General features: G+C 41.7%; 24 protein-coding genes. 12 read left to right on the top strand and 12 right to left on the bottom strand.

Annotated elements, in window-relative coordinates; all coding sequences use genetic code 11:
* Positions 1-174 precede the first annotated feature (174 nt).
* Positions 175-363: a YkvS family protein gene (locus CD004_RS06465; protein ID WP_102262010.1), complete on the top strand. Its 189-nt coding sequence runs from the start codon at positions 175-177 to the stop codon at positions 361-363.
* Positions 364-414: 51 nt separating this feature from the next.
* Here CD004_RS06465 and CD004_RS24270 read toward each other — a convergent pair whose 3' ends face one another.
* Complete coding sequence (locus CD004_RS24270) at positions 415-528, bottom strand: DUF6254 family protein (RefSeq protein WP_226675606.1); 114 nt, start codon at positions 526-528, stop codon at positions 415-417.
* Positions 529-655: 127 nt separating this feature from the next.
* Here CD004_RS24270 and CD004_RS06460 point away from each other — a divergent pair, with 127 nt between their 5' ends.
* On the top strand, positions 656-1267 hold the full coding sequence (locus CD004_RS06460; RefSeq protein WP_102262009.1) for a CPBP family intramembrane glutamic endopeptidase: 612 nt from the start codon (positions 656-658) through the stop codon (positions 1265-1267).
* 176 nt (positions 1268-1443) lie between these two features.
* Positions 1444-2100: a hypothetical protein gene (locus CD004_RS06455; protein WP_102262008.1), complete on the top strand. Its 657-nt coding sequence runs from the start codon at positions 1444-1446 to the stop codon at positions 2098-2100.
* A 26-nt stretch (positions 2101-2126) separates the two neighbouring features.
* Here the strand turns inward: CD004_RS06455 and CD004_RS06450 are convergent, their stop codons facing one another.
* A complete protein-coding gene (locus CD004_RS06450; RefSeq protein WP_102262007.1) occupies positions 2127-3170 on the bottom strand; it encodes a YkvI family membrane protein in 1044 nt (347 codons plus the stop codon).
* A gap of 234 nt (positions 3171-3404) precedes the next feature.
* On the opposite strand from CD004_RS06450, the gene CD004_RS06445 reads away from it, so the two are divergent.
* Positions 3405-5525, top strand: a complete 2121-nt coding sequence (locus CD004_RS06445) for an ATP-dependent Clp protease ATP-binding subunit (RefSeq protein ID WP_102262006.1) — start codon at positions 3405-3407, stop codon at positions 5523-5525.
* Between the two features lie 223 nt (positions 5526-5748).
* On the top strand, positions 5749-8775 hold the full coding sequence (locus tag CD004_RS06440; protein WP_102262005.1) for an efflux RND transporter permease subunit: 3027 nt from the start codon (positions 5749-5751) through the stop codon (positions 8773-8775).
* Between the two features lie 484 nt (positions 8776-9259).
* Here CD004_RS06440 and CD004_RS06435 read toward each other — a convergent pair whose 3' ends face one another.
* Positions 9260-10954 (bottom strand): M3 family oligoendopeptidase, encoded by a 1695-nt coding sequence (locus CD004_RS06435; protein ID WP_102262004.1) that lies wholly within the window; start codon positions 10952-10954, stop codon positions 9260-9262.
* Positions 10955-11102: 148 nt separating this feature from the next.
* A complete protein-coding gene (locus tag CD004_RS06430) occupies positions 11103-11540 on the bottom strand; it encodes a MarR family winged helix-turn-helix transcriptional regulator (RefSeq protein ID WP_102262003.1) in 438 nt (145 codons plus the stop codon).
* A 234-nt stretch (positions 11541-11774) separates the two neighbouring features.
* On the opposite strand from CD004_RS06430, the gene CD004_RS06425 reads away from it, so the two are divergent.
* The 4 genes from CD004_RS06425 (at position 11775) to CD004_RS06410 (ending at position 13674) form a co-directional block, all read left to right on the top strand.
* A complete protein-coding gene (locus CD004_RS06425; protein ID WP_102262002.1) occupies positions 11775-12344 on the top strand; it encodes a LemA family protein in 570 nt (189 codons plus the stop codon).
* A gap of 2 nt (positions 12345-12346) precedes the next feature.
* Positions 12347-13081, top strand: a complete 735-nt coding sequence (locus CD004_RS06420) for a TPM domain-containing protein (protein ID WP_102262001.1) — start codon at positions 12347-12349, stop codon at positions 13079-13081.
* Positions 13082-13135: 54 nt separating this feature from the next.
* Positions 13136-13366 (top strand): hypothetical protein, encoded by a 231-nt coding sequence (locus CD004_RS06415; protein WP_102262000.1) that lies wholly within the window; start codon positions 13136-13138, stop codon positions 13364-13366.
* A gap of 122 nt (positions 13367-13488) precedes the next feature.
* A complete protein-coding gene (locus CD004_RS06410; RefSeq protein ID WP_102261999.1) occupies positions 13489-13674 on the top strand; it encodes a hypothetical protein in 186 nt (61 codons plus the stop codon).
* Here CD004_RS06410 and CD004_RS06405 read toward each other — a convergent pair.
* On the bottom strand, positions 13671-14663 hold the full coding sequence (locus CD004_RS06405; protein WP_102261998.1) for a phosphotransferase enzyme family protein: 993 nt from the start codon (positions 14661-14663) through the stop codon (positions 13671-13673). The two genes, CD004_RS06410 and CD004_RS06405, sit on opposite strands and share 4 nt — an antisense overlap.
* Before the next feature lie 142 nt (positions 14664-14805).
* Here CD004_RS06405 and CD004_RS06400 point away from each other — a divergent pair, with 142 nt between their 5' ends.
* Both CD004_RS06400 and CD004_RS06395 read left to right on the top strand, forming a co-directional pair.
* Positions 14806-16038: an MFS transporter gene (locus CD004_RS06400; protein ID WP_102261997.1), complete on the top strand. Its 1233-nt coding sequence runs from the start codon at positions 14806-14808 to the stop codon at positions 16036-16038.
* 169 nt (positions 16039-16207) lie between these two features.
* Entirely contained in the window at positions 16208-16402 is a 195-nt protein-coding gene (locus CD004_RS06395; protein WP_023615119.1) for a hypothetical protein, read from the top strand.
* Between the two features lie 50 nt (positions 16403-16452).
* Here CD004_RS06395 and CD004_RS06390 read toward each other — a convergent pair whose 3' ends face one another.
* Positions 16453-16980 (bottom strand): hemerythrin domain-containing protein, encoded by a 528-nt coding sequence (locus CD004_RS06390; protein WP_158651498.1) that lies wholly within the window; start codon positions 16978-16980, stop codon positions 16453-16455.
* A gap of 216 nt (positions 16981-17196) precedes the next feature.
* Between CD004_RS06390 and CD004_RS06385 the strand changes: the two genes are divergently transcribed.
* A complete protein-coding gene (locus CD004_RS06385) occupies positions 17197-17532 on the top strand; it encodes a hypothetical protein (RefSeq protein WP_102261995.1) in 336 nt (111 codons plus the stop codon).
* 290 nt (positions 17533-17822) lie between these two features.
* Here the strand turns inward: CD004_RS06385 and CD004_RS06380 are convergent, their stop codons facing one another.
* The 6 genes from CD004_RS06380 to CD004_RS06355 all read right to left on the bottom strand — a co-directional run bounded on the left by CD004_RS06380 (position 17823) and on the right by CD004_RS06355 (position 22684).
* Positions 17823-18107 (bottom strand): ferredoxin family protein, encoded by a 285-nt coding sequence (locus CD004_RS06380; protein ID WP_023615122.1) that lies wholly within the window; start codon positions 18105-18107, stop codon positions 17823-17825.
* Complete coding sequence (locus tag CD004_RS06375) at positions 18107-19402, bottom strand: FAD-dependent oxidoreductase (protein ID WP_102261994.1); 1296 nt, start codon at positions 19400-19402, stop codon at positions 18107-18109. Before CD004_RS06375 ends, CD004_RS06380 begins: the two co-directional genes overlap by 1 nt.
* Entirely contained in the window at positions 19395-20420 is a 1026-nt protein-coding gene (locus CD004_RS06370) for an electron transfer flavoprotein subunit alpha/FixB family protein (protein ID WP_102261993.1), read from the bottom strand. Before CD004_RS06370 ends, CD004_RS06375 begins: the two co-directional genes overlap by 8 nt.
* 27 nt (positions 20421-20447) lie before the next feature.
* Positions 20448-21275, bottom strand: a complete 828-nt coding sequence (locus CD004_RS06365; protein ID WP_102261992.1) for an electron transfer flavoprotein subunit beta/FixA family protein — start codon at positions 21273-21275, stop codon at positions 20448-20450.
* 475 nt (positions 21276-21750) lie between these two features.
* Positions 21751-21996 carry an aspartyl-phosphate phosphatase Spo0E family protein gene (locus CD004_RS06360; RefSeq protein ID WP_102261991.1) on the bottom strand — a complete coding sequence of 82 codons (246 nt, stop codon included), beginning with the start codon at positions 21994-21996 and terminating at the stop codon, positions 21751-21753.
* A 154-nt stretch (positions 21997-22150) separates the two neighbouring features.
* Positions 22151-22684 (bottom strand): 1,2-dihydroxy-3-keto-5-methylthiopentene dioxygenase, encoded by a 534-nt coding sequence (locus CD004_RS06355; protein ID WP_102261990.1) that lies wholly within the window; start codon positions 22682-22684, stop codon positions 22151-22153.
* Between the last annotated feature and the right edge of the window lie 31 nt (positions 22685-22715).

Genomic DNA, 22715 nt, shown 5'->3' with positions numbered 1-22715 from the left:
ACTGGATGGAAATCGAATTATTCTATATAATAGGTCATATAAATTGAATTTTCTAACTTTTATAAAATGAAAGTTTCGTGAACATTTGAAATTTAATACTGATTTTCCTTTACGCTAGGAGAAAATTAAGGCAAAATGTTAGTAATTCGAAATATAACGAAGGAGCGAGGTTATTTGAAGAAAGCCGATGTTGGAAATGTAATCGAATTCAAAGAAGGATTGCAAGGTGTTGTGGAAAAGGTCAATGAAAACTCGGTTATTGTTGATTTAACATATATGAACAATTTCCGGGATCTAGAGCTCGACCAACGCACCGTCATCAATCATAAAAACTATAAAATTGTAAAAGAAACTGCCTATTAATATATGAAATTCAACAGGAAAAAAGCAGCCTCAGCTGCTTTTTTCTTGTTATTACTTATTTTCTTTCCCAGCAAGTTCCTTAAAGGATTTTACCTTTCCATGCGGGTGTTGATCCTGCTTTCGTACAGTCCAATTACGCTCCTTCTCGCGCTTTGATTCTGACATGATCTTCCCTCCATTCATATTTTCGTTCATTATTACCATGCCCCATCTCAAAGAAATCATTTCCTTACAAATTTAATGAATTATTTGGTACAATAAATTTTGTTTCTGGAAAGGGGTTTTATGTAATATGAAAAATTGGATGGCGGATCGCAGATTAATTCTTGGTATTTTGATCGCTCATCTTCTCTTATTTTTTACCTTCGAGGATAAAGACGTATTCTGGTATATATTCACAGCTTCGATGCTGGTTCTGATCAGTTATTCCATCATACACGAAGAAATTGAGGACAATACATCCACACTAACTTATCTAACGCTGGGAGTCGCTTCAGGGCTCGGTCTATTCGGCCTCTTTTGGCTCGGAAGCTTCTTGTTCGAGATGCTCAATCTGCCTTTCGCCAATCAAATCTCGCGTCTGTATGGCAGGTTTTCACCTGAATTAATCTGGCATTATCTCGTCCTGGTGTTAATCCTTGCTCCCGGAGAAGAAATCTTTTGGCGAGGATTAATCCAAAAACGACTTAGCAAATACTTTAGTATGAAAATGTCGATTGGCCTTTCAGTAATATTATATGCTTCCGTCCATCTCTATTCCGGGGAGTTCATTCTTGTACTTGCTGCAATGATCGCGGGACTGGCGTGGAGTATTTTATATGCTTGGAAACGGAGTCTGCCACTCGTTATTGTCTCTCACATCGTCTTTGATTTATTATTATTTGTTTTCATTCCTTTAAACTAATCTTTGCACCTTTAAAATGACCTATGCCAATCGTTGGCTTATGGGTCATTTTTATTATTGTCCAATCTGCTTGTCCATAATATTTTTGTAAAAGCGACAAGTATTGTAACTTTCGTAATTATATTCCGTCTTAATATGTAGAAATCACCATACGAAATAACAGGGGGCAATTAGACATGAACAAATTAGTAAACTCATTTGCAATTATCGGATTATCAGCATTATTCATTGCAGGCTGTGGCTCTCCCGAAGAATCGGAGTCAACAGACAAGGCACCTGCAGCCCAGCCGGCTGCTGCGCCAGAAAAAAATGAAGAAGACCAAAAGACAACAGACCCGGAGAAAGAGAATGAAGAGGGCTTAATCCGCATTATGGAGCAAAACATTGCTTATACAGTGAATGGCGAACAAAAGGAACAGACTGCTTTTTTAAAGCACAATGATAATCAAAACTACTCCATGTATGTTTTGCCTGAATATGAATTGTCAGCAGAGGAACCTAACAAGGATGTACTGATGTGGACTGAAGAAGACAGTGTTTTCATGAGGATAGAATTGCTTCCAGCTGACGCAGAGTGGGCTTTAGTTGAAGAAAATTCAAAAGCACAGCTAGCGGCTGTTGGTCCTGAAGTTAAAGAGACACAAACACCTGAAGACCCATTCTTCAACAATGCCTGGGCAATGGAAACTAAAAGTGGGTCAGACATAGTCACTACTTATTTAATAAAAAATGAGGAACAACCATTAAAGCTGACACTATTCACTAAAGAAGATGCTGACCACCGCAGCGCCTTCATAGAAATGGCCAAGACGATCATGAAAGAAGATAAATAAAAAAGAAGGGGCTTCCCCTTCTTTTTTTATTTATTCACATTAATTGGTTTCATCCATAACAACACGATAAAAATCAAACTAATATAGCCAAAAACCGGATACAGTATTGAAAGAAGCGTTCCATAATCAATCAAACTGATGAAATAACAAATCAAGAAGAGAAACGAGACAACGAGCATGCTTGGCAGCTTGACATATTTTTGAATCTGCCTTTCAAGCCCAAAAATATTGCCGATTACAGATGTGAATATTTCACCATATACAATCAGGACAAAAATCCAGTAAAGTCCTGCAGCTAGCTGCTTCATAACGACTGCCATCGGTATTTCAAAAGTTTCGAATCCCGGGAGCATGATTAAAGTCAAATGGCTTGAAAGCAGGATTAAAGTCAGCGCAATCCCGCCGAGGATTCCTCCCCATTTTACAGTATTATCATCTTTCATCTCTGCTGCAACAGGAACCAGCACTGCCTGGGCAAGCGACAGGTTCAGGGCTGTATAGGAAAACGGACCGATGACCGCCTTCCAGCCATCCTCTGCATATGGAATAAAAACGACCTGCTCAATGAATCCAGGCAACTTGACTGACAGGAAAAATAAAATCAGACTGAACAAGATCATCATAGGCACAACAAAGGTATTAACAGCAAAAACGCCCTTCAAACCGACAACCATAACGGCAAGTGACAATGCAATCGTGACAAAGATGCCAAGCGATTTGGTCAATCCAAGCTGCTCCTCAAAAACGGCCCCTGCACCAGAAAGCATAACAGCACAAACCCCAAGCAGCATAAAAAGCATCATTATATTGATGATTCTCCCAAAAAATTTCCCAAACAAATGTACATTCATTTCTTCATAAGATTGGGCCCCGATAGCTGCTGCGATGCGCATTAATTTTGCACCCAGATATGTAAGAATGTATCCCGCCATGAAAACCCCAATCAACCCAACTATTCCAAAGCGGGAAAAGAATTCAACGATTTCTCTTCCCGTCGCAAAACCGGCTCCCACAACAGTACCAACATAAACAGCAGCGATTTGAAAGGCAGCACCCCAATTCGTCTTCAAATCGTTCCCCTCCCTCCTTCTCAATATATGTAAGGATAGACAAACCATGACGAGCTTTTTTTGGAACGGGGGATTTAAACGAAAATGTTTACTAAAAATTACCACAATCAAAATTCTTGAAAGTCAAATAAGGTCAAATTATAATGAGATTAAATTGATCAAAGATGGTCAAAGTCAAAAAATGAATCGTTGATCACTTTAAATAGAAATTACATTTTTGAAGGAGGAATTTAAATGCTTTGCCAAAATTGCCAGGAAAAACACGCAAATATCCAGTTGAGGGTAAATTTAAACGGTAATCAGAAGCATTTATTGCTCTGTGAAGATTGCTACCACACAGAAAAAGAGAAATTAGGTGCTTCCTTTGGCTATCCGCCTTTTAACGATATGTTCAAACAGTTTTCAGGTAATGATCTAAAACCTAACCGTGACCCGGCCGCTGCTGCCACGAAAACAGCTGGCGGAGGAAATGGCTTTATCGATCAATATGGAAGAAATTTGACCCAAATTGCTAAGACCGGCTTAATTGACCCAGTAATTGGGCGAGATGATGAAGTAAAACGAGTTATCGAGATTTTAAATAGAAGAAATAAAAATAACCCTGTGCTTATTGGTGAACCTGGTGTGGGTAAAACAGCCATTGCTGAAGGACTCGCTCTAAAGATTGTTGAAGGTGCAGTCCCAGATAAGCTGAAGAACAAGGAAGTTTATCTTTTAGATGTAGCCTCCATGGTCTCCAATACAGGAATTCGCGGGCAATTTGAGGAGAGAATGAAACAGCTTATTTCTGAATTACAGGCACGTAAAAATATCATTCTGTTCATTGATGAAATACACCAGCTTGTTGGTGCTGGGTCTGCCGAAGGATCCATGGATGCAGGCAATATTCTGAAGCCAGCACTTGCCCGCGGTGAGCTGCATGTAGTAGGTGCGACAACTCTGAAGGAGTATCGTCAGATTGAAAAGGATGCAGCTCTCGAGAGACGCTTCCAGCCAGTACATGTCCTGGAACCAACAGTTGATGAGGCTGTCGAAATCCTGAAAGGAATTCAATTCAAGTACGAAGATTTCCATCAGGTTTCCTTTTCAGATGAAACAATCAAGGCATGTGTACAGCTATCACATCGTTATATCCAGGATCGCTTTCTTCCTGATAAAGCAATCGATTTAATGGATGAAGCGGGTTCTAAGCTTAACCTTATTTCTGACTATACAGATAAAAATGATGCTGAAAGCCGACTTGCTGAAATCGCTAGGGAAAAAGATGAAGCATTGAAGCAGGAAGACTATGAAACTGCTGCAAAGCTTCGTGACGAAGAAGCAAAGCTGGAAAAAGCATTAAATGACAATGGTACTGAAGTAAGACCTGTTGTAACAGTCCAGCATATCCAGGAAATCATCGAGAAGAAGACTGGAATTCCAGTGGGCAAACTTCAGGAGGACGAACAAGCAAGGATGAAGAATCTAGTCGCAAACCTTAATGGCAAGGTAATTGGCCAGGAGGAAGCTGTGCAGAAAGTAGCGAAGGCAATTCGGCGCAGCCGTGCTGGCCTGAAATCAAAGAACCGCCCAATTGGATCCTTCCTATTTGTGGGACCAACAGGAGTCGGTAAAACGGAACTGACCAAAACATTGGCAGAAGAGCTTTTTGGCTCTAAAGATGCAATGATTCGTCTCGACATGAGTGAGTATATGGAAAAGCACAGCGTATCCAAGCTGATTGGTTCACCTCCAGGATATGTCGGCCATGATGAAGCTGGCCAGCTGACCGAAAAGGTTCGCCGCAACCCGTATAGCATCATTTTGTTGGATGAAATCGAAAAAGCTCATCCGGATGTCCAGCACATGTTCCTGCAGATTCTTGAGGATGGCCGCCTGACCGACAGCCAGGGACGCACCGTCAGCTTCAAGGACACAGTGATCATCATGACAAGTAACGCAGGCGTCGGGCACAAGACAATCAAGGTAGGTTTTGGCCAAAGCACAGCTGTAAATGAGTCAAGCATTCTTGACTCACTGGGAGGCTTCTTCAAGCCGGAATTCCTTAACCGCTTCGATAGCATCATTGAGTTCAAGTCGCTTGAAAAAGAACACCTACTACAGATTGTTGACTTAATGCTTTCTGAACTGCAAGGAACACTTGAAGAGCAAAACATCAGCCTCGAAGTGACAGCAGAAGTGAAGGGAAAATTAGCTGAGCTTGGGTATCACCCAGCATTTGGCGCTCGACCGCTTCGCCGTTCCATTCAAGAGCAGCTGGAGGATTCCATTGCTGACTTCATTCTTGAAGAACCGGATGCGGTTCAATTGAGCGCAGTCATAGAAAATGATGCAATCACCATTAAGCGTAAATAAAAGCTTTTGAGGTTCGGAGTGAATCCGGACCTTTTTTTATGCTCTCCTCACCTTTGTTGTACTTTGAATTTTTTGTAAAGAGTCCCAGTGCAGGTTAAGCTTTGTTACAAAGTAACAATCAATGCGAAAAATCTATTTAAAATTTTTACAGTTTAAAAATGAAAAGTACATAAAAGACATATAGAATAAGAGCATAACTTTTTTATGAAACGAGGTAAACCTAATGGGATTTTTAACAAGATTCAGTCTTAAAAATGCTTTTGCTGTTTTTATCATTTCCTTTTTATTAATTCTCGGCGGACTGTATTCCTTCACCCGCCTGAAGGTCGATTTACTGCCGAATATTGAGTTTCCCCAGCTTTCAGTAGAAGTCATTTATCCAGGGGCATCACCTCAGGATATAAATGAGCAAGTGACAGAGAAGCTAGAAACCAAATTCAAGGGCATTGATGGACTCAAAAAACTCCAGAGTTCTTCATTTGAAAGCATCTCAATCATCAATCTTGAATTCCCTTTTGATACCGAACTGGATGATGCTGAACAGCAGGTTAATTCCTTCATCAAGGAGGCAGGACTTCCTGAAAATGTACAGACAAGTGTAAACCGATTTTCATTTGGCACATTCCCGATTTTCAATATTTCCCTTTTTGCCAAAGGTGATCAGGACCTTGAACAGCTTGTAAACGATGAAATCATTCCTGAACTGAATAAAATCCAGGGAATAAATAGTGTTTCAGTTGGCGGTATGACTGAAGATATCCTCCAAATAACCGTTGACCAGGAAAAGGCTGCTAAGCTTGCCCTTAGTTTGAATGAGATTAAAGAAACGATTAATGCCAAGAAGTTCAGCTTTCCTGCTGGCAACCTAAATGAAAACGAAATCCAGGTACCAGTAAGGGTCCAGGAAAAAATAGAGGAAATCAACGAGCTCGAAAACCTGGTGATTCAGTCCAAATTTGCACCAAATGCACCGCCAGTAAAACTGGGGGATATTGCCTCAATTGAGGTTGTAACGGAAAAACCTGAAATCACCCGCTACAATGAGAAAGAATCATTATCAATGGCCATCACGAAAAAGCAGGATGCAAATACGGTCGAAGTCGCAGAGAGGGTTTTAGCCGTCATCAATAGCTATGACGACCGTCTCGAATACGCGATTGGTTTCGATTCTGCGGAAGGAATTGAAAAATCGGTAAATACCCTGGTAAAGGAAGGTTTGCTGGGTGCCTTGTTCGCTTCGATCGCTGTACTTATTTTCCTGAGGAACTTCAGGGCAACGATTATCGCGATTGTATCGATTCCACTTTCGCTATTGATTTCGTCAATCTTTTTGAATCAGCTTGATATTTCTTTGAACATCATGACACTTGGGGGCATGGCTGTAGCCGTTGGCCGGGTGGTCGATGATAGTATTGTAGTTATTGAGAACATCTTCCGCAGAGTGCGGAAAACCAATAAAGCCATGACAGATGAATTGATCCAGGATTCAACGAAGGAAATTCTGAAGGCAATCACTTCCTCTACCATAACTACGGTTGTTGTATTCCTGCCTTTAGGACTTGTCGGGGGAATTACCGGTGAGTTCTTCCTTCCTTTTGCGCTTACGATTGTATTTTCTTTGCTGGCGTCATTAATTGTAGCCGTCACGATTGTCCCTATCCTGGCAAAATTCTCATTCAAGAAGGTGCCAAAGGAAGAAAAAGTAGGTACGTTGCAGAGAGCATATGCATCTTCAATCAAATGGTCCCTGAACCATAAAGCTCTTATCATCTTCCTATCCATTGCCCTGCTTGCTGGTTCAGGATTCCTTGTCAAAGGCCTTGGCTTCACGTTCATTCCGAATGAAGAGCAAAAACTGTTGGTCGCTACCTTCCAGCTGCCATCTTCCACTTCATTAGAAAAGACGAATGAAATCTCTTTGAAGGTCGAGAACATGTTCTCAGAGCAAGAGGAAATAAATGATGTGACGGTGGGGATCGGCAGCCGCGATTTCCAAACTGGTCTTAAACGCCAGAACCAGGCGAACTATTTTATCAGTCTGGGAGATGGTGCAAGTGTTTCAGAGTTCATACCTGAGCTTGAAAAAGAAATGGAAGAAATCGTTCTGTCAATAGAGCCGGATGCGAAAATCGGTATCCAGGAGCAATCTACTGGCGGTCCGCCATCAAATAATAATGTGAACATTGACTTGTACTCTACTGATCTGGCCGTCTTGCAGGACGCGGCCGCCAGGGTAGAAGAATACATGATGAAACAGGAAGACTTAAAATATGTTTCTAACAATTTTTCGGAAAAACAAAAGCAAGTGATTGTAGATATCGACCCTGAAAAATCTGCTCAATTAGGTATTTCAGGATTCCAAATCCTGGGTACAATCACTGATAAAACAAAGCCCGTTGACGCTGGCATTATGAAACTCGGCGATGAAGAACGTCGTGTTGCCATCACCTATGATGAAAAGTCCGAAACAATCGAAGATCTTAAAAACACGGTCATCTTCACTCAACAAGGACCTGTTCCAATCACTGAAGTCGCTAATATCACTGAAACGGAAGCATTCACTTCGATCCAGAAATTAGATGGCAAGATATTCGCGCGAGTTTCTGCACAGATTGATTCAAATGATATTAGAGCCGTTTCGAATGCCGTTATAGATGGTGTCCAAAATGACATTGAACTGCCTGATGAAGTTTCCCTTGAAGGCGGAGGCGGCAGTGATGAGACAGTTGAAACATTCACTCAGCTAGGAATTGCTATGGTCGTGGCCATCGGACTTGTCTATCTGACCATGCTGATTACATTCGGTCAGGCGAGGATTCCGTTCATCATCCTGTCTTCATTGATTTTCGTTCCAATCGGCTCTTTGCTGGGACTGTGGATTGCCGATGAACCAATGTCAGTAAGCGTAATGATTGGACTGCTGATGCTGATTGGTATCGTTACGACCAATGCGATTGTCATGGTCGACCGAATTGGCCAGAACCGTACAGAGAAAGGTATGCCAATCCGTGAGGCTCTTATTGAAGCCGGAATCACAAGACTGCGCCCAATCCTGATGACAGCTTTTGCGACAATCGCTGCATTGATCCCACTGGCGCTTACCACTTCATCTGGCACCTTGATTTCAAAAGGGCTGGCAGTAACCGTAATCGGAGGGCTAACCTCGTCTACCCTATTAACGTTGATTTTGATACCGGTTATTTATGAAGTATTTTTCTTCCGTCAGGTGAAAAAAGAACGTAACCAATAATGAAGAAGCCCGCATCTGCATGCGGGCTTTTTCAATGAGAAGCTGAGGATGCCTTAGGTTCGATTGATTACTAATCTATGTTGTAATTTGTTTAAAAGGTCATTAATAGCGACTATTGGTGACCTTAAATCCTCGAAATCTCGAAAAGAGGTCACCAATAAGGGTTATTGGCTCCCTAAAATCCTCAAAATCTCGAAAAATGGTCACCAATAAGGACTATAGGCGCCCTAAAATCCGCAAAATCTCAAAAAGTGGTCACCAATAAGGTAGATTGGAGCCAAGATAACCTTAGTGATTCTATTCCTATGTGCAGTGGCTCCCCTCTTACAGCTTTGAATCCATACTCGTATTTTCGGGTAATGCTAAGTTTCTGGATTAGCAAATCCAAAACCTAACAAAAAATACAAAAAAAACTGCAGACAAACCGATTTTATCGTTTGTCTGCAGTCTGAAGCGAAGCCACTAAGAGTTTCGCTTTTCCTATTTACAGCTTGCTGTCGTCGACAGAATCAAGCCAGCTTTCGATTTCACCAATTACTGACTGGACGCAGCCTTCTTCAAACGGGGAAATCAGGTTTGCTTCCTTGACTAGGTCAGTGAAAGCCATGCTTCCTCCCAGCTTGCATAGGTTAGCATAATCTTTCCATGCTTCTTCCTGATTTTCTCTTGAACGCTTCCAGAATTGAAATGCACAAATTTGCGCAAGTGTGTAATCGATGTAGTAAAAAGGCGAGTTGTAGATATGACCCTGTCGCTGCCAGAATCCGCCTTCTTCTAAATAAGTATTTCCATCATAATCTTTATGCGGGAGGTACTTCTTCTCGATCTCGCGCCATTGTTGCTTTCTTTCTGCTGGTGTAGCTTCTGGATTCTCGTACACCCAGTGCTGGAATTCGTCAACAGAAACTCCGTATGGCATGAATAGCAAACCGCTACTTAGGTGCGAGAATTTATATTTATCGGTATCTTCCTTGAAAAATAGGTCCATCCATGGCCATGTAAAGAATTCCATGCTCATTGAGTGGATCTCACAGGCCTCATAAGTTGGCCAATTATATTCCGGAATTTCAAAATGACGGCTTGAATATACCTGGAAGGCGTGCCCAGCTTCGTGCGTCAGGACATCAATATCACCTGAGGTTCCGTTAAAATTCGAGAATATGAATGGTGACTTATAGTTTTCAATGTATGTGCAATATCCCCCGCCTGCTTTGCCTTTCTTCGCAACCAGGTCCATCAGGTTGTTCTCATTCATGTAACGGAAAAATTCACCCGTCTCAGGTGACAGCTCATCATACATTTTCTGACCGTTTTCAACGATCCACTCAGGGGTTCCCTTTGGTGCTGCATTACCGGTTTTGAAATCAAATGACTCATCATAGTATTTTAACTCATTGATATCAATTCGGTTCTTCTGACGTTCTTTAAGTTTTGACGCAACCGGAACAATGTACTTGTGGACCTGGTCCCTGAATGCTGCTACCATGCTGCTGTCATAGTCAGTACGGAACATCCGGTAGTATGCCAACTCAACAAAATTGCTGTAGCCAAGCTTGTGGGCCATTTCTGTACGGACTTTTACAAGCTCATCATAAATACGGTCAAATTCTTCTCCATGCTCAGAGAAGAATGCGAATTTGGCTTCACTTGCTTTCTTTCTTGTTTCACGGTCTTTAGACTCGGTAAAAGGATCAAGCTGCGCAAGAGTACGCTCTTCGCCTTCAAACATGATTTTAGCTGATGCCACAAGTTTTGTATATTCAGTGGAAAGCTTGTTTTCTTTTTGCATCAAAGGAACAATTTCTGGTGAAAATTGTTTTAATTGAGCTTCAGCAAGAGCGAATAGCTGATGTCCCCATTTTGCTTCAAGCTCATCACGGTAAGGAGAAGAAACAAGTGCTTCATAATATTTTGTCACCAAACCCTCTACCTGTGGCGCGAAGTCATCCAGAAAATCCTGCTCCTGCTTATAGAATTCATCCTCGGTATCGATTGAATGGCGAATATAGCAAAGATTGAACATGGTACCAACGTCATTACGCAATTCGTTGATTCCATTCATTGCTATGCTTTGCTCTTCAACGGATCCAGCAATTTTGAATTGTTCAAGCAGTTTATCGAATTTGGCAGTGACCTCATCCAAATTCGGGCGTGTATATGTATATTGCTCAAATTTCATGGTATTGCCCCCTTTATCTTTATAAGGGATGTATGTTTATCCCATCCCTATCCTATTCTACGGATATTCCCTTTTTTCCTTTTAATTACTTGTTCTTTTCGTCAACTTTTCCGAAAAAAAACAATAAAAAAAACGGCTTTTGCCGTTTTTAATATTTGCTGACAGAAAGGCCCAGCTTTTTTAGCAATTCAATTGCTGAAACTTTTTCATCATCATTCAGGCTATCCATAAGCTCATGGATCAATGCACTATGTTCCGGGAAAATCTCTTCTATCAACTTTCTTCCATCATCAGAAATTTTCGCATATGTTACCCTGCGGTCTTTCGGGCAGGCTACTCTATTTAAGTATCCCTTTTCTTCAAGCTTATCGACTACATAGGTAATACTGCCGCTTGCCAGGAGTATCTTTCCCCCGATTTGCTGCAATGGCTGTTCACCCTTGTGGTATAGAAGCTCAAGGACGGCAAATTCAGTCGGGTTGAGGCCATTTCTTTGGATGACCTTATTCACTTTTTCATTAACAGCCCTGTAAGCTCTCGACAATACAATAAATAACTTTAAAGATTTTTCTCTCTCATTGTTCATACAATTTCATTCCTTTACAATAAACGACTAATCCATAACTAGAGTATATCTGAATTTGTTGTTTTTATCAGTATTTCCCTTAATTTTATAAGAAAAACTAATGAATGTCCTACAGTGAATCTGTTAACTTTATTTTTTTTACAAAGGGATGTCCTATGCACTAAGTTTAAAACCCTCTCAATTAAGGGAAAAATACGGGCATCAACTTACAACAATGAATTAGGAGTGGCTAAGATGAAAAAAGGTTTAGGAATTGTTATCGGCTTATTAGTCATATTAGGAATCTTCATCATGATGGGAGTTGGCAGTTACAATAACTTCGTTGCTGAAGAAGAAAATGTCAATAATGCATATGCACAGGTAGAAAACCAGCTTCAGAGAAGGCTCGATCTGATCCCAAACCTTGTCAATTCAGTAAAGGGGTATGCAGCTCATGAAAAAGAAGTCATCCAATCTATTTCAGATGCACGTGCAAGATTAGCCGGGGCGAATTCACCAGAGGAACAGGCAACCGCTAATGCCGAGTTGTCCAGTGCGTTAAGCCGCTTGCTTGTGGTTGTTGAGAACTACCCAAACCTGAAAGCGGACAGGCAGTTCACTCAACTGATGGATGAGCTTGCAGGAACTGAGAACAGATTGTCTGTGGCAAGGAAGGATTATAATGACCAGGTATCCGTTTATAATAGGAAAGTTAAGCAATTTCCAGGTGCCATTATTGCTAACATAACAGGTTTTGATGAGAAGGAATACTTCCAGGCGGACCCTCAGGCACAGGAAGCCCCTGAGGTTGATTTTGGAGGCTGACGATGAACCAAAAAAGATTACCTGGCCTTGCAGCAATACTTGGCATCCTGCTATTGCTGATTCCGGCCGGGGCAATCGCGGCACCAAATGAGATACCTTCCCCAGTTGGTGATATTTATGTCCAGGATTTCGCAAATGTTTTAAACGAGAACGAGGAAATACAATTAAAAAACATCGGAAGATCGATCGACGACCAGACTACTTCCCAGATTGCTGTCCTTACTGTTGACTCGATCGGTGAGTCAAGCATAGAAGAATACTCTGTCGAGGCTTACCGTAAATTTGGGCTTGGAACGGAAGAAAACGATAATGGCGTGCTGCTTGTAATAGCTATGCAGGAAAAGAAAATCAGGATCGAAGTCGGATATGGACTTGAGGGAATTATCCCAGACGGCAAAGCTGGCCGAATCCTTGATGAATATGCGATTCCACATTTGCAAAATGACCAGCCAAACCTTGCTGTCATGAATACTTACCAAGCGCTTGCCAACGAAGTCTCAGGTACAAATGAATTCGGGAGTGCTGAGCGTGATGTCCAGCAGCAGCAAGACTTGCCGATACCGTCCTGGCTGCTCATCATCATCGTAATCGGCGTCGTGGTCCTCGATTTTATGTTTTTCGGAGGCACCCTTACCTATCTGTTGCTATCGATCATATCAAGAGGCGGCGGTGGCGGTGGCCCTAGAGGAGGAGGAGGCGGTTCTTCCGGAGGAGGCGGTGCCAGCCGCGGTTGGTAATAAGAAAAGCGAAAGCGCCTTGGTCAGCCCCGATAAGCGCTGGAGGACCTGACAGTGAAGTCGTTCTTTGACTTCATTGGCAGGACCGAAATCGAAAGGTATAGCCGACTGCCCAGAAACGCAGAAACTGGAGACTCCGACAAAGATGCGTTCTTTGCTTCTGCCGGCGGAGTTGAAGTTTCGGAGTTTCTAGGAGGCTACACTAGACAAGCGTCTCGAGGGGCTAGGCGCTGGAGCTGGACAAAGAAAAGCGAAAGCGCCTTGGTCAGCCCCGACAAGCGCTAAAGCTGGACATTTCTCAATATATCCCTCCTTCAAAACAAAACACCAGTAGCGAATGCTCTGGTGTTTTTGTATTACTTGAACGATAAACATACATAATAGTAAATGAAAGCAGGTGAGAGATCATGTACCCACAATACATCCGCTACTTTCTAATTATCTCTGTAATCACAGATATTGCATTGATTGCCTATTTGAGTACGCTAATTGAAGAAATTGGGTTCTTTTTCTTCTTCCTGTTGGTCATTCTTCTATTGAGTGGGACCTACTTACTGTATACCGTTTATAAGAGAAACAATCGAAACCCTTAATCTATTTTCACAATCGCCTTTTTGTTCCTGATTCTGTCTGCGATTTCATCCATCATAATCTTCAACTTTTCGTCCCTTTCCTCTGGGGCGATTTTTTTATGCAATACTGCGTATAGGACAATATCACGTAGCATCAGAAACAATCTAATCTGTTCTCGCCAGTTCTCTGGCAGCTGGTTCGCTTTTTGATACCCTTCGATAAAAGCGTCCAGAAACAACTTGCCAAAGCGGTTTCGCTCCGCTTCATCGCTGGCAGGGATTCGATATATGATTGAATAGTACAGAGGGATCGCAATATCTGAAGCGAACCAATGGTAACTCGCATCATCGAAGTCGAATACGTGAATCTGTTCTCCATCATAAAAGAAATTACCGGAATGAATATCGCCATGGATGATGCCGTAATTATCCACATTTTTCGCAAGGGCAGAAATCGAGGCAATCACTTCTTTTGCGTTTTCTACTAATTCTCTCTCGTCAGCAGGGTAATATTTTTCAACTGACAAGAGGTCATCCTCATCCCAGCTGCTGCGTTTTATTATGCCTGCAGATGGCTTATAGGATTTTGTGGCATGATGCATCCTTCCCGTCGTTTCCCCCCATTTCTTGAAAAGCTCTAGATTGAATTCATCAGAACGGACACTGACTGCCTTTCCGCTTGCCTTTGCATATAAGCAGCCATAAAACCCACTATTATCTGCTGCCAGAATTTCTTCCACAAGGTATCCTCGTGTCGAGGGGTAAACTTCTGGGACAGACAGACCTTTGCTGTTTAAATGCATCATCCAGTCCAATTCGGACAGAACCTCATCCTTGCTCCTGTGGGAACTATGCGTAAGCCTCATTATATATGGATGACCATTTCTATAAGTTTCATAAACATAATTCTCAAAATCACCAAGCTTTTTAACTTCTCTCTCCAAGCCGAAACGCTCCAGGAAACTTTGTAAAATTTCCTGGGTCATCAATGAACTCACAGCTATTTCCATTCGATTGTCCCCCTAGCTAAATAATCTGTATTTTCTAAATTATATTAGACCATATATTTCAATAGAAAAGCTATTTTTATCTCATGAATTTTTTTGTAAAATGATATGTAGGAAACCGAAATAATTTAAGAAGGAGACCATCATGACCCAATCAGCTGCCGCTGTCAGTGCGAAACCGCAGAATCAAAACGACACTGCGTATAAAATACTCTTCATCATCGGATTAGTACATCTATTGAATGATTCCATCCAATCTGTCATTCCTGCAATGTTCCCAATTCTTGAAAAATCAATGGGCCTTTCATTCACCCAATTAGGGATGATTGCCTTTTCATTGAATATCGTTTCTTCCATTCTTCAGCCTTTGATAGGAATGGCAACCGATAAAAAGCCAATGCCTTATGCCCTTCCGCTGGGTTTGACCTCGACTATGTTCGGTGTTCTCGGGCTCGCGTTCGCGTCGAGTTTTGAGTTTGTAATTCTTTCAGTTTTATTCATTGGTCTTGGGTCAGCTGTTTTCCATCCAGAAGGTTCCAGGGTTGCCTATATGGCAGCCGGGCCGCGTAGGGGATTGGCACAGTCCATTTATCAAGTCGGGGGCAATTCCGGCCAGGCACTTGCTCCGCTGATTACAGCGCTCATTCTCGTACCACTCGGTCAATTCGGAGCAGTTTGGTTTACGCTTGTAGCGGCAATAGCCGTTGGTCTGCTTTTATATATCGCAGCCTGGTACAGCCGCAAATTGGATTATGAAAAAATAACCGCCAAAGCCAAGCAGGCCAGCAAACAAGTGAATAAAGGAATCTCGAAGAATATCAAAGTAGCGCTTGTCCTAATTTTATTTTTGATTTTTGCCCGGTCCTGGTATATTTCTGGTATGACGAATTTCTATGCATTTTATGCAATCGATAAATATGGCCTTTCGATTAAGGAAGCACAAATATTTCTGTTTGCGTTCCTTGTTTCAGGTGCGTTCGGCACATTTTTCGGGGGCCCGCTCGCAGACCGTTTTGGTAAGAAAAACATTATTTTTCTTTCGATGATTGCTACTGCTCCCCTTTCAGCAATCATTCCATTTATGCCTTATGCAGTTGCATTCGCTTTGCTGACGATAAGCGGATTCATCCTGATGTCGAGCTTTTCTGTTACAGTGGTATATGCCCAGGAGCTGGTTCCTGGTAAAATTGGGACGATGGCCGGGCTGACAGTAGGTCTCGCATTCGGAATGGGCGCAATTGGTTCTGTCGGACTCGGGTATCTTGCTGACTTGATCGGTTTGCCACTGATGATGATCAGTGTCGGATTCCTTCCCTTGCTCGGAATATTGACCATGTTCCTTCCAAAAGATGAAAAACTTGCTGAATGGAATAATTAATAAAAGGTTCTTTTCAAGGGTACTACTAAACAAGGTTATGATAATTAATTGAGAATGCCGCAAAGTATACGAAAAGAGCCTAACAAAAATATTCCATTTGCATATTTATGTTTAGGCATGCTCCTGTTAAGGAAAAAAAGAAAATGAAGATAAAAGAAGGGAGATCATCATGTCTAAGTTTAAGATTAACTATTTTTTTGAAAAGGATTTTAAAGTTTCACGACCAATCGAGGTAGAAAATATTTCAGAAGCCATCCAAGATGCCAAGGATCAAGAAGGCCAGATTGAATTCACTGGTGAGGATAATGTTTTTTACAGATTCGATACGAAAGACATTAAGCTTGTAACGATTACAGAAGCTTAATTTATATACAGAAAGGGTGAAGCTTAGATGGCTTCACCCTTTTTAATTACTTACATTAATTTAATACGCGCTGCCAGCTCTTGCTTCTCTTCCTCGCTGAACATATTCTCTGCCATTGGGAAAAGGATGCTTTCTTCCTTAGCGAAATGGCTCACCAAAGTGTAGTTAGCATTTTTTATCATTTGAGCATTTTCAATCATTTTCTCATTTGTAAAACCTGTTGTGCCATCCTTTGTATTGTGGAGGAAGGTTCCAATGAAGCGCTTTGCCTGATCATGTTCATATTCCATAACTGCAATCGGTCCCATTTCCCTTCCAATATAAACAGCCATCATCTCAAATAAAACGCCTTCTTCACGCTCCGAATGCGGTTCAAGCTCAGCAAGGAATTCAATGACCAGCTCTCTCAGCTTAGAGAAATTCTCCTCCATTTGCTCACCTTCCTCAATCTTCAATGAAATATCCAAAAGGTTTGCAAGCATCTCCAATAAAGATGGATGTTCATTTTTTAATTGTTGAAGACCTGCACTTAATGTAAAACTTGAATCCTGGTTGATACCACTCATACAGCCTGTCATCCTAATCGGCCTCCTATTTGTTTTGATAGTTTCATTATAGAAAGCTATCGCATTCGGGGTTGTGATAGGCATCACAATTTTAGTTAAATTGAGAAAATGTGAAGAAAGAATGACACTTTGTTAAAATTTCTAAAAATTTTAACAATTATCCTTCAAATATTATAAATCCTTACATATAATAAATTTATAGCTTAAAGTAAAAGGAGTGAATTTACATTGCAAAATTATTTGTATCGCGATTTTTACGAAAAGTCACTTGTGCCAGCGGGACTCATTGACAAGAAAGCCTTCCTTGATCTCCAGCCTGACATGCTGCATACTCATTTACTGATTGGACTTCAGGGGCACCAGGAAGATGGCCGGGAATTTTACCATTGGAACGTTACGATATATAAATCAGATTCATCCGGAATCTATGATGCTGGCAAACCAATATACGCTTCAACTCTGTATGACTGTTTTGATGAAGCTGTTGAGGCAGCGCGGAAAATAGAAAAAGAGATTCATAGAGACCAGCTTCATGCAGTATGCCAGCAAGAAAAAATCAGTTAACTCCCCCCTCATTTATCCTCTCCTTATAGCTCCACCCTTTTTTGAACCCATTTGTGAATTAACTTACATATGATGAATATAGAACTATTGTTATTGTTATTTTCAATATCTTAAAAGATTCTTTCATCCTCATTCAAGCATTTCTGGACATTTTCTTGAACCTATTAGTCAAGCAATGACTATTCGTGCATTTAATGGACCAAGTATCGTTTTCCCTTCAACCTCCTAGCATTTAAAACAGCAAAAAAACCGACGAACAATATACGTCCGTCGATCCTTTTCTTTGAATATTAAGCAAGCCTGAATACGATTCCGTGGCCGCCTTTTGGATACTCCCATTTAATATTCTGGTATGGGCAGCCAATTCGGCAGCTGCCGCATTCGTGACAGCCTTCATAGCCTACCTGCATTCTCTTGCCTTCCCATTTATATACTTCAGCCGGGCAGAATACCGTACAGAGTTTGTCAGGGCACTGAGTCATGCAGACGTCATGATCCAAAACTGTCAGATGCGATTTTGTGTCACACTTAAACCTTAAAAGAAATTGTTTTTCCTCGATGTTTGTCGTTGACATTATTTCACCGCCTTCCAGGCACGATAGATGTCTTGCATTACCTTAAAGGTTCCTTTTTCAGCCGTCACGCTGCGCATGATTTCCTTCTGCTTTTCTCTCTTCGGTGTTCCGTCGACTGTGAAGAACTTGCTCATCGCTTTGTTCATCATTGGCAGGTATTCCTTGAAGTATTGTGGGTAAGTCTCAAAAGTATGTGCTGCATCCTTATATTTTTCAAGGTCTTTGATGATAAAGCTTCCGAATAATGCTTCCTTATATCGATTCAGGCTGTTCTCACTGAAGTCGCCATCTTTTTTGGCCTCAACGATTGCTTCCGCCGCCATTTGGCCTGAAGCCATCGCCATGTTTGAGCCTTCACGGTGAATGGCATTGACCAGCTGGGCGGCATCTCCTACTACAAGCACACCATTCCCTGCAACTCTAGGCACAGAATTGAATCCTCCTTCAGGAATCAAGTGAGCCAGGTATTCTGCTGACTCCCCACCCTCAAGATAAGGGCGCACCATTGGATGTTTTTTCAGGTAATCAAGTAGCTCATATGGCTTTAATTTGGCTTTGATCATGCTTGACAGTGTCGTTCCTACCCCGATGTTCAAGCTCTCTTTGTTTGTATAAAGGAAGGCTGTACCCAGGTTGCCTTTTGTTGAATCACCGAAAATCTCAATCGTAGTACCGTGATTTCCTTCAAGATTGAAGCGGTCATTGATTTTGTCCTTTGGCAGATTGATTACTTCCATAACCGTAAGGGCAACTTCATCAGGACGGAATTCCCTGTGGAAGCCAAGCTGCTTGGAAAGCAGGGAGTTAACACCGTCTGCAAGCACGACAACATCTGCAAATGCTTCTCCATCTGGCCGGTCGGTACGCACACCTATAACCTTTCCATTTTCAACGATACATTCAGTGACAACTGTTTCGTTTATCAACAATGCACCTTGTTCGACAGCTTTCTGTGCGAACCATTGATCAAAATGCGCACGGAGTACTGTAAAGTTATTATATGGTTCAGCTGCCCATTCGAGACCTTTGTAACCGAACTGGACAACTGATTCTTTATCCATCATCCAGAATCGTTGTTCAACGACAGGTCTTTCAAGGGGTGCTTCCTTCCAGAACTCTGGAATGATGTCCTCCATCTGTTTACGGTAAAGGACTCCACCCATTACGTTCTTTGAGCCTGGGTATTCACCGCGCTCGATCAACAATACTTTTAATCCATTTTTGGCACAGTTGTAGGCACAGGATGTACCAGCAGGGCCGGCTCCTACGACGATTACATCAAATTTTTCAGACATAGCTCATTTCCCCGCCCTTCTCTTTGCTGAGCTCTTTGAACTGCTTGATCAGTTTCGGCACGATTTCCATTGCATCGCCAACAATGCCATATGTGGCAACATCGAATATCGGAGCGTTCGGATCCTTATTGATTGCGATGATCAGCTCAGAGTTTTTCATTCCTTCAACATGCTGGATTGCCCCTGAGATCCCGATGGCAAAATAGATTTTCGGAGTGACAGTCTCGCCAGTCTGGCCTATTTGCTGCTCATGCTTCAGCCACCCTGCCTCAACGACATCCCTTGTTCCCCCGACACTTGCACCAATTACTTCCGCTAGCTCATGAATAAGCTGGAATCCCTGAATGTCGCCTAAACCTTTTCCGCCAGCCACGATGACATGGGCTTCTGCAAGGCTTGCTTTTTTTGTTACGTCCTTCACAATTTTAAGCACTTTAGTGCGCATATCTTCTTCCCGGAGTTCTAACTCTTCTTCGATGATGACTCCCTTCCTGCCTTCATCCGTTTCAAGGGCTTTCATCACCTTGGGGCGTACCGTTGCCATTTGCGGCCTGTGCTTTTTACATAGAATGGTTGCCATGATATTTCCGCCAAAAGCAGGACGGCTGGCTTCGAGCAATCTTTTCTCAACATCAACATCAAGCATCGTCGTATCTGCGGTCAAACCAGTACTTAAGTCCGTTGCAACAGCACTCGCCAGATCTTTTCCATTTGGTGTTGCTCCATAAAGGAAGATTTCCGGTTTATATTTTTCAGCCAGTACACAGACACCCTTCATATATGATTCAGTCCGATAATTCTTAAGGACCGGATGATCAACGACATATACTTGATCTGCACCAGCATAGATAACTTCATTAGCTAAGGGCATGACGCCTTCCCCGAGCATCACTCCTGAAAGCGGCACTTCCAGCTTGTCTGCAAGCTTCCTACCCGCACCCAGCAATTCCAGCGAAACACCTTCAATCGTTCCATCATTTACTTCAATGAATACCCAGACGCCCTGGTTTTCTTCCATTCTGTTATTCCCCCTTTATTATCGGAATCAAGAGTTGGCTGTTTTTATTTTCAATAAATCTTTTCTTTCCATTAAAATTCCCATAAGCTGTTCTACCTGAGAATCAGAGTTTCCTTCAATTCTTTTCCCGCCTTCAAGCTTAGGAGGACTGAACATCTTGCCAACAATCGTTGGAGATCCTTTTAGCCCCAGCTGTGTCTTGTCAACATCCTCAAGATCATTAACAGACCAGATGACCGGCTCATAACGTGCTGCATTGATCATATTTGTAAGCGGTGCATACTCTATGTCATTAATCTCCTTTTCAACAGTCAGCAGGCAAGGGAGTTGTGATTGAATAACTTCGTATCCATCGATTTGTTTCCGCTTTATATGAACATGTTTTTCTCCTTCATTAACCTCTGAAACTTCAATAACATTCGTAATTGGCGGTATATCCAGCCTGCGGGCGATTCCTGGTCCTACCTGTCCTGTATCACCATCAATCGCATGCTTCCCACAGATGACTAAATCTATCGGATTATCCTTCGATATTTTTTCAAGCGCTTTGGAGAGTGCATAGCTTGTTGCAAGGGTATCTGCGCCCGCAAACGCCCTGTCCGAGATGAGGTATCCCTGGTCAGCGCCTATTTCAACACTTTTCTTGATAACAGCTACAGCTTGCGGCGGTCCCATTGAAAGAACAGAGATCGTTCCTCCTGTTTTGTTCTTGATTTTGACTGCTTCCTGTACGGCATGGGCATCATAAGGGTTCAAAATTGCTGGTGCGCTTCGCCTGTCCAGAGTATTCGTCTTAGGATTGATTTTGATGATCTTTGTATCGGGCACTTGCTTGACACATACGACAATGTGCATACTCTCTTTTCCCCTCCTCAAAATGAAAAACTATTAACTTGTAAGCGGTTTCTTTGGCAATGAAAAATAAAATGCTATGTAGTACGATATATGAATCGCATTACAAGCATAGTACCAACAATTAAAAAAGTGGAAAGCAAAATTGTACATTCGAATGGTTAAAAAATGAGGTTAAGACATTGATGAACTTATAATTGTCTAAAATGGTAGTACTTTGAACTGTACATAAAGGAGTAAGTCGCGTGATGATATAAAAACCCTATCTATGTTAAAAATAAATAAAATATGAATTTAAAAATATGATAAATATCACACAAAGCAACTTTCACGTGAAAATTTGAGCAAATTTTCAATGTTTTGGTGGAAGCCTGGAGAGAACTTGGAGGATTTTTCAATTGAAGTTTCCTTATAGGAACATTTTAGCCACCGCCGATTTCCTGGCAGTGGCTAACTTTTTCGATATGATGGAATGTTGTCACGCATGCGCTAAAATATATTGTTTCTTTGTCAGCAGAATCATTTGCCTGAATAAAATTTTTGCTTTTTGCCGCTGTATTTCCGTCTCTTGGCATAAAGTTTGATATTCATAAATTAGACGGTCTAGTTCCTGGCTTCGATAGATTGTTTCCTCACTCGTGTATCCAGATTCCATTGCAGCAGCCACCATCAATTCCCGAGCGCGATCAATTTCCTTTAACAAAGTATTTTGCGATTGATACACTTCTATATCTCCTCTACTACTTTAATTCCTTAAACCAATAAAAGTTTACTTGAGAATTATTGCAAATGCTCGTTTGATTGTAAATAGATTCGCAAAATAAGACAATATTCACCCCGAAAAATTTTTTATTCGACAATGTTTGCGGTCATGATAATTACTGGCTGACTTTTTCCTCTTCATAAATCGGAACCCAGCCTTCAGTTGTCACGAAAATTCTTACCGCAACTACCTGGCGGTCATCCTGAAGTGTGAAGTAATGACGAGTATTTTCAGGAACGGAGATCAGGTCTCCTGGATTCAGGAAAACTTCAAAAAATTCTCCGTCCTTGCCCTGGATGACAAATACCCCATGGCCGCTGACGATGAATCTTACCTCATCATCTGTGTGGTGGTGTTCCTGCTTGAAATTCGCAAGCAGCTGATCAAGATTCGGTGTATTGTCAGACAGGGAAATGACGTCCTGAGCTTTGTAGCCTCTGCGTGCAGAAATGTCTTCAATCTCTGCTTTGAAGGCTTCGAGAATCTGCTGTTTTTCATCATCAGTTAAGAGGAATTTTCCCTGAAGGTTTGCTTGCAGCTTATTGATATCCCATTTTTCATAGATAACTTCCTGTGCGTTCAGAAATGCTTCTACCTGCTGCTCTTCAACGATTTTTTCCTGTGTGTTTTGCTTTACGATAAATGCCATGTGAATCTCTCCCTTTTTAGTGTCTTTTATT

The sequence above is a fragment of the Mesobacillus jeotgali genome (genome assembly GCF_002874535.1).
Taxonomy (GTDB): Bacteria; Bacillota; Bacilli; order Bacillales; family Cytobacillaceae; genus Mesobacillus; species Mesobacillus jeotgali.
Note: the sequence above shows the minus strand (reverse complement) of the source record. Positions and strands in the feature narration are given on the sequence as shown.

Excerpts from the sequence above, each read along its gene's own strand:
- CD004_RS06445 (WP_102262006.1), top strand. The coding sequence starts at position 3,405 with ATGCTTTGCCAAAATTGCCAGGAAAAACACGCAAATATCCAGTTGAGG.
- CD004_RS06395 (WP_023615119.1), top strand. The coding sequence starts at position 16,208 with ATGTCTAAGTTTAAGATTAACTATTTTTTTGAAAAGGATTTTAAAGTT.
- CD004_RS06405 (WP_102261998.1), bottom strand. The coding sequence starts at position 14,663 with ATGGAAATAGCTGTGAGTTCATTGATGACCCAGGAAATTTTACAAAGT.
- CD004_RS06400 (WP_102261997.1), top strand. The coding sequence starts at position 14,806 with ATGACCCAATCAGCTGCCGCTGTCAGTGCGAAACCGCAGAATCAAAAC.
- CD004_RS06375 (WP_102261994.1), bottom strand. The coding sequence starts at position 19,402 with ATGTCTGAAAAATTTGATGTAATCGTCGTAGGAGCCGGCCCTGCTGGT.
- CD004_RS06380 (WP_023615122.1), bottom strand. The coding sequence starts at position 18,107 with ATGTCAACGACAAACATCGAGGAAAAACAATTTCTTTTAAGGTTTAAG.
- CD004_RS06410 (WP_102261999.1), top strand. The coding sequence starts at position 13,489 with ATGTACCCACAATACATCCGCTACTTTCTAATTATCTCTGTAATCACA.
- CD004_RS06390 (WP_158651498.1), bottom strand. The coding sequence starts at position 16,980 with ATGACAGGCTGTATGAGTGGTATCAACCAGGATTCAAGTTTTACATTA.
- CD004_RS06365 (WP_102261992.1), bottom strand. The coding sequence starts at position 21,275 with ATGCACATTGTCGTATGTGTCAAGCAAGTGCCCGATACAAAGATCATC.
- CD004_RS06370 (WP_102261993.1), bottom strand. The coding sequence starts at position 20,420 with ATGGAAGAAAACCAGGGCGTCTGGGTATTCATTGAAGTAAATGATGGA.
- CD004_RS06435 (WP_102262004.1), bottom strand. The coding sequence starts at position 10,954 with ATGAAATTTGAGCAATATACATATACACGCCCGAATTTGGATGAGGTC.
- CD004_RS06455 (WP_102262008.1), top strand. The coding sequence starts at position 1,444 with ATGAACAAATTAGTAAACTCATTTGCAATTATCGGATTATCAGCATTA.
- CD004_RS24270 (WP_226675606.1), bottom strand. The coding sequence starts at position 528 with ATGTCAGAATCAAAGCGCGAGAAGGAGCGTAATTGGACTGTACGAAAG.
- CD004_RS06460 (WP_102262009.1), top strand. The coding sequence starts at position 656 with ATGAAAAATTGGATGGCGGATCGCAGATTAATTCTTGGTATTTTGATC.
- CD004_RS06440 (WP_102262005.1), top strand. The coding sequence starts at position 5,749 with ATGGGATTTTTAACAAGATTCAGTCTTAAAAATGCTTTTGCTGTTTTT.
- CD004_RS06430 (WP_102262003.1), bottom strand. The coding sequence starts at position 11,540 with ATGAACAATGAGAGAGAAAAATCTTTAAAGTTATTTATTGTATTGTCG.
- CD004_RS06355 (WP_102261990.1), bottom strand. The coding sequence starts at position 22,684 with ATGGCATTTATCGTAAAGCAAAACACACAGGAAAAAATCGTTGAAGAG.
- CD004_RS06420 (WP_102262001.1), top strand. The coding sequence starts at position 12,347 with ATGAACCAAAAAAGATTACCTGGCCTTGCAGCAATACTTGGCATCCTG.
- CD004_RS06425 (WP_102262002.1), top strand. The coding sequence starts at position 11,775 with ATGAAAAAAGGTTTAGGAATTGTTATCGGCTTATTAGTCATATTAGGA.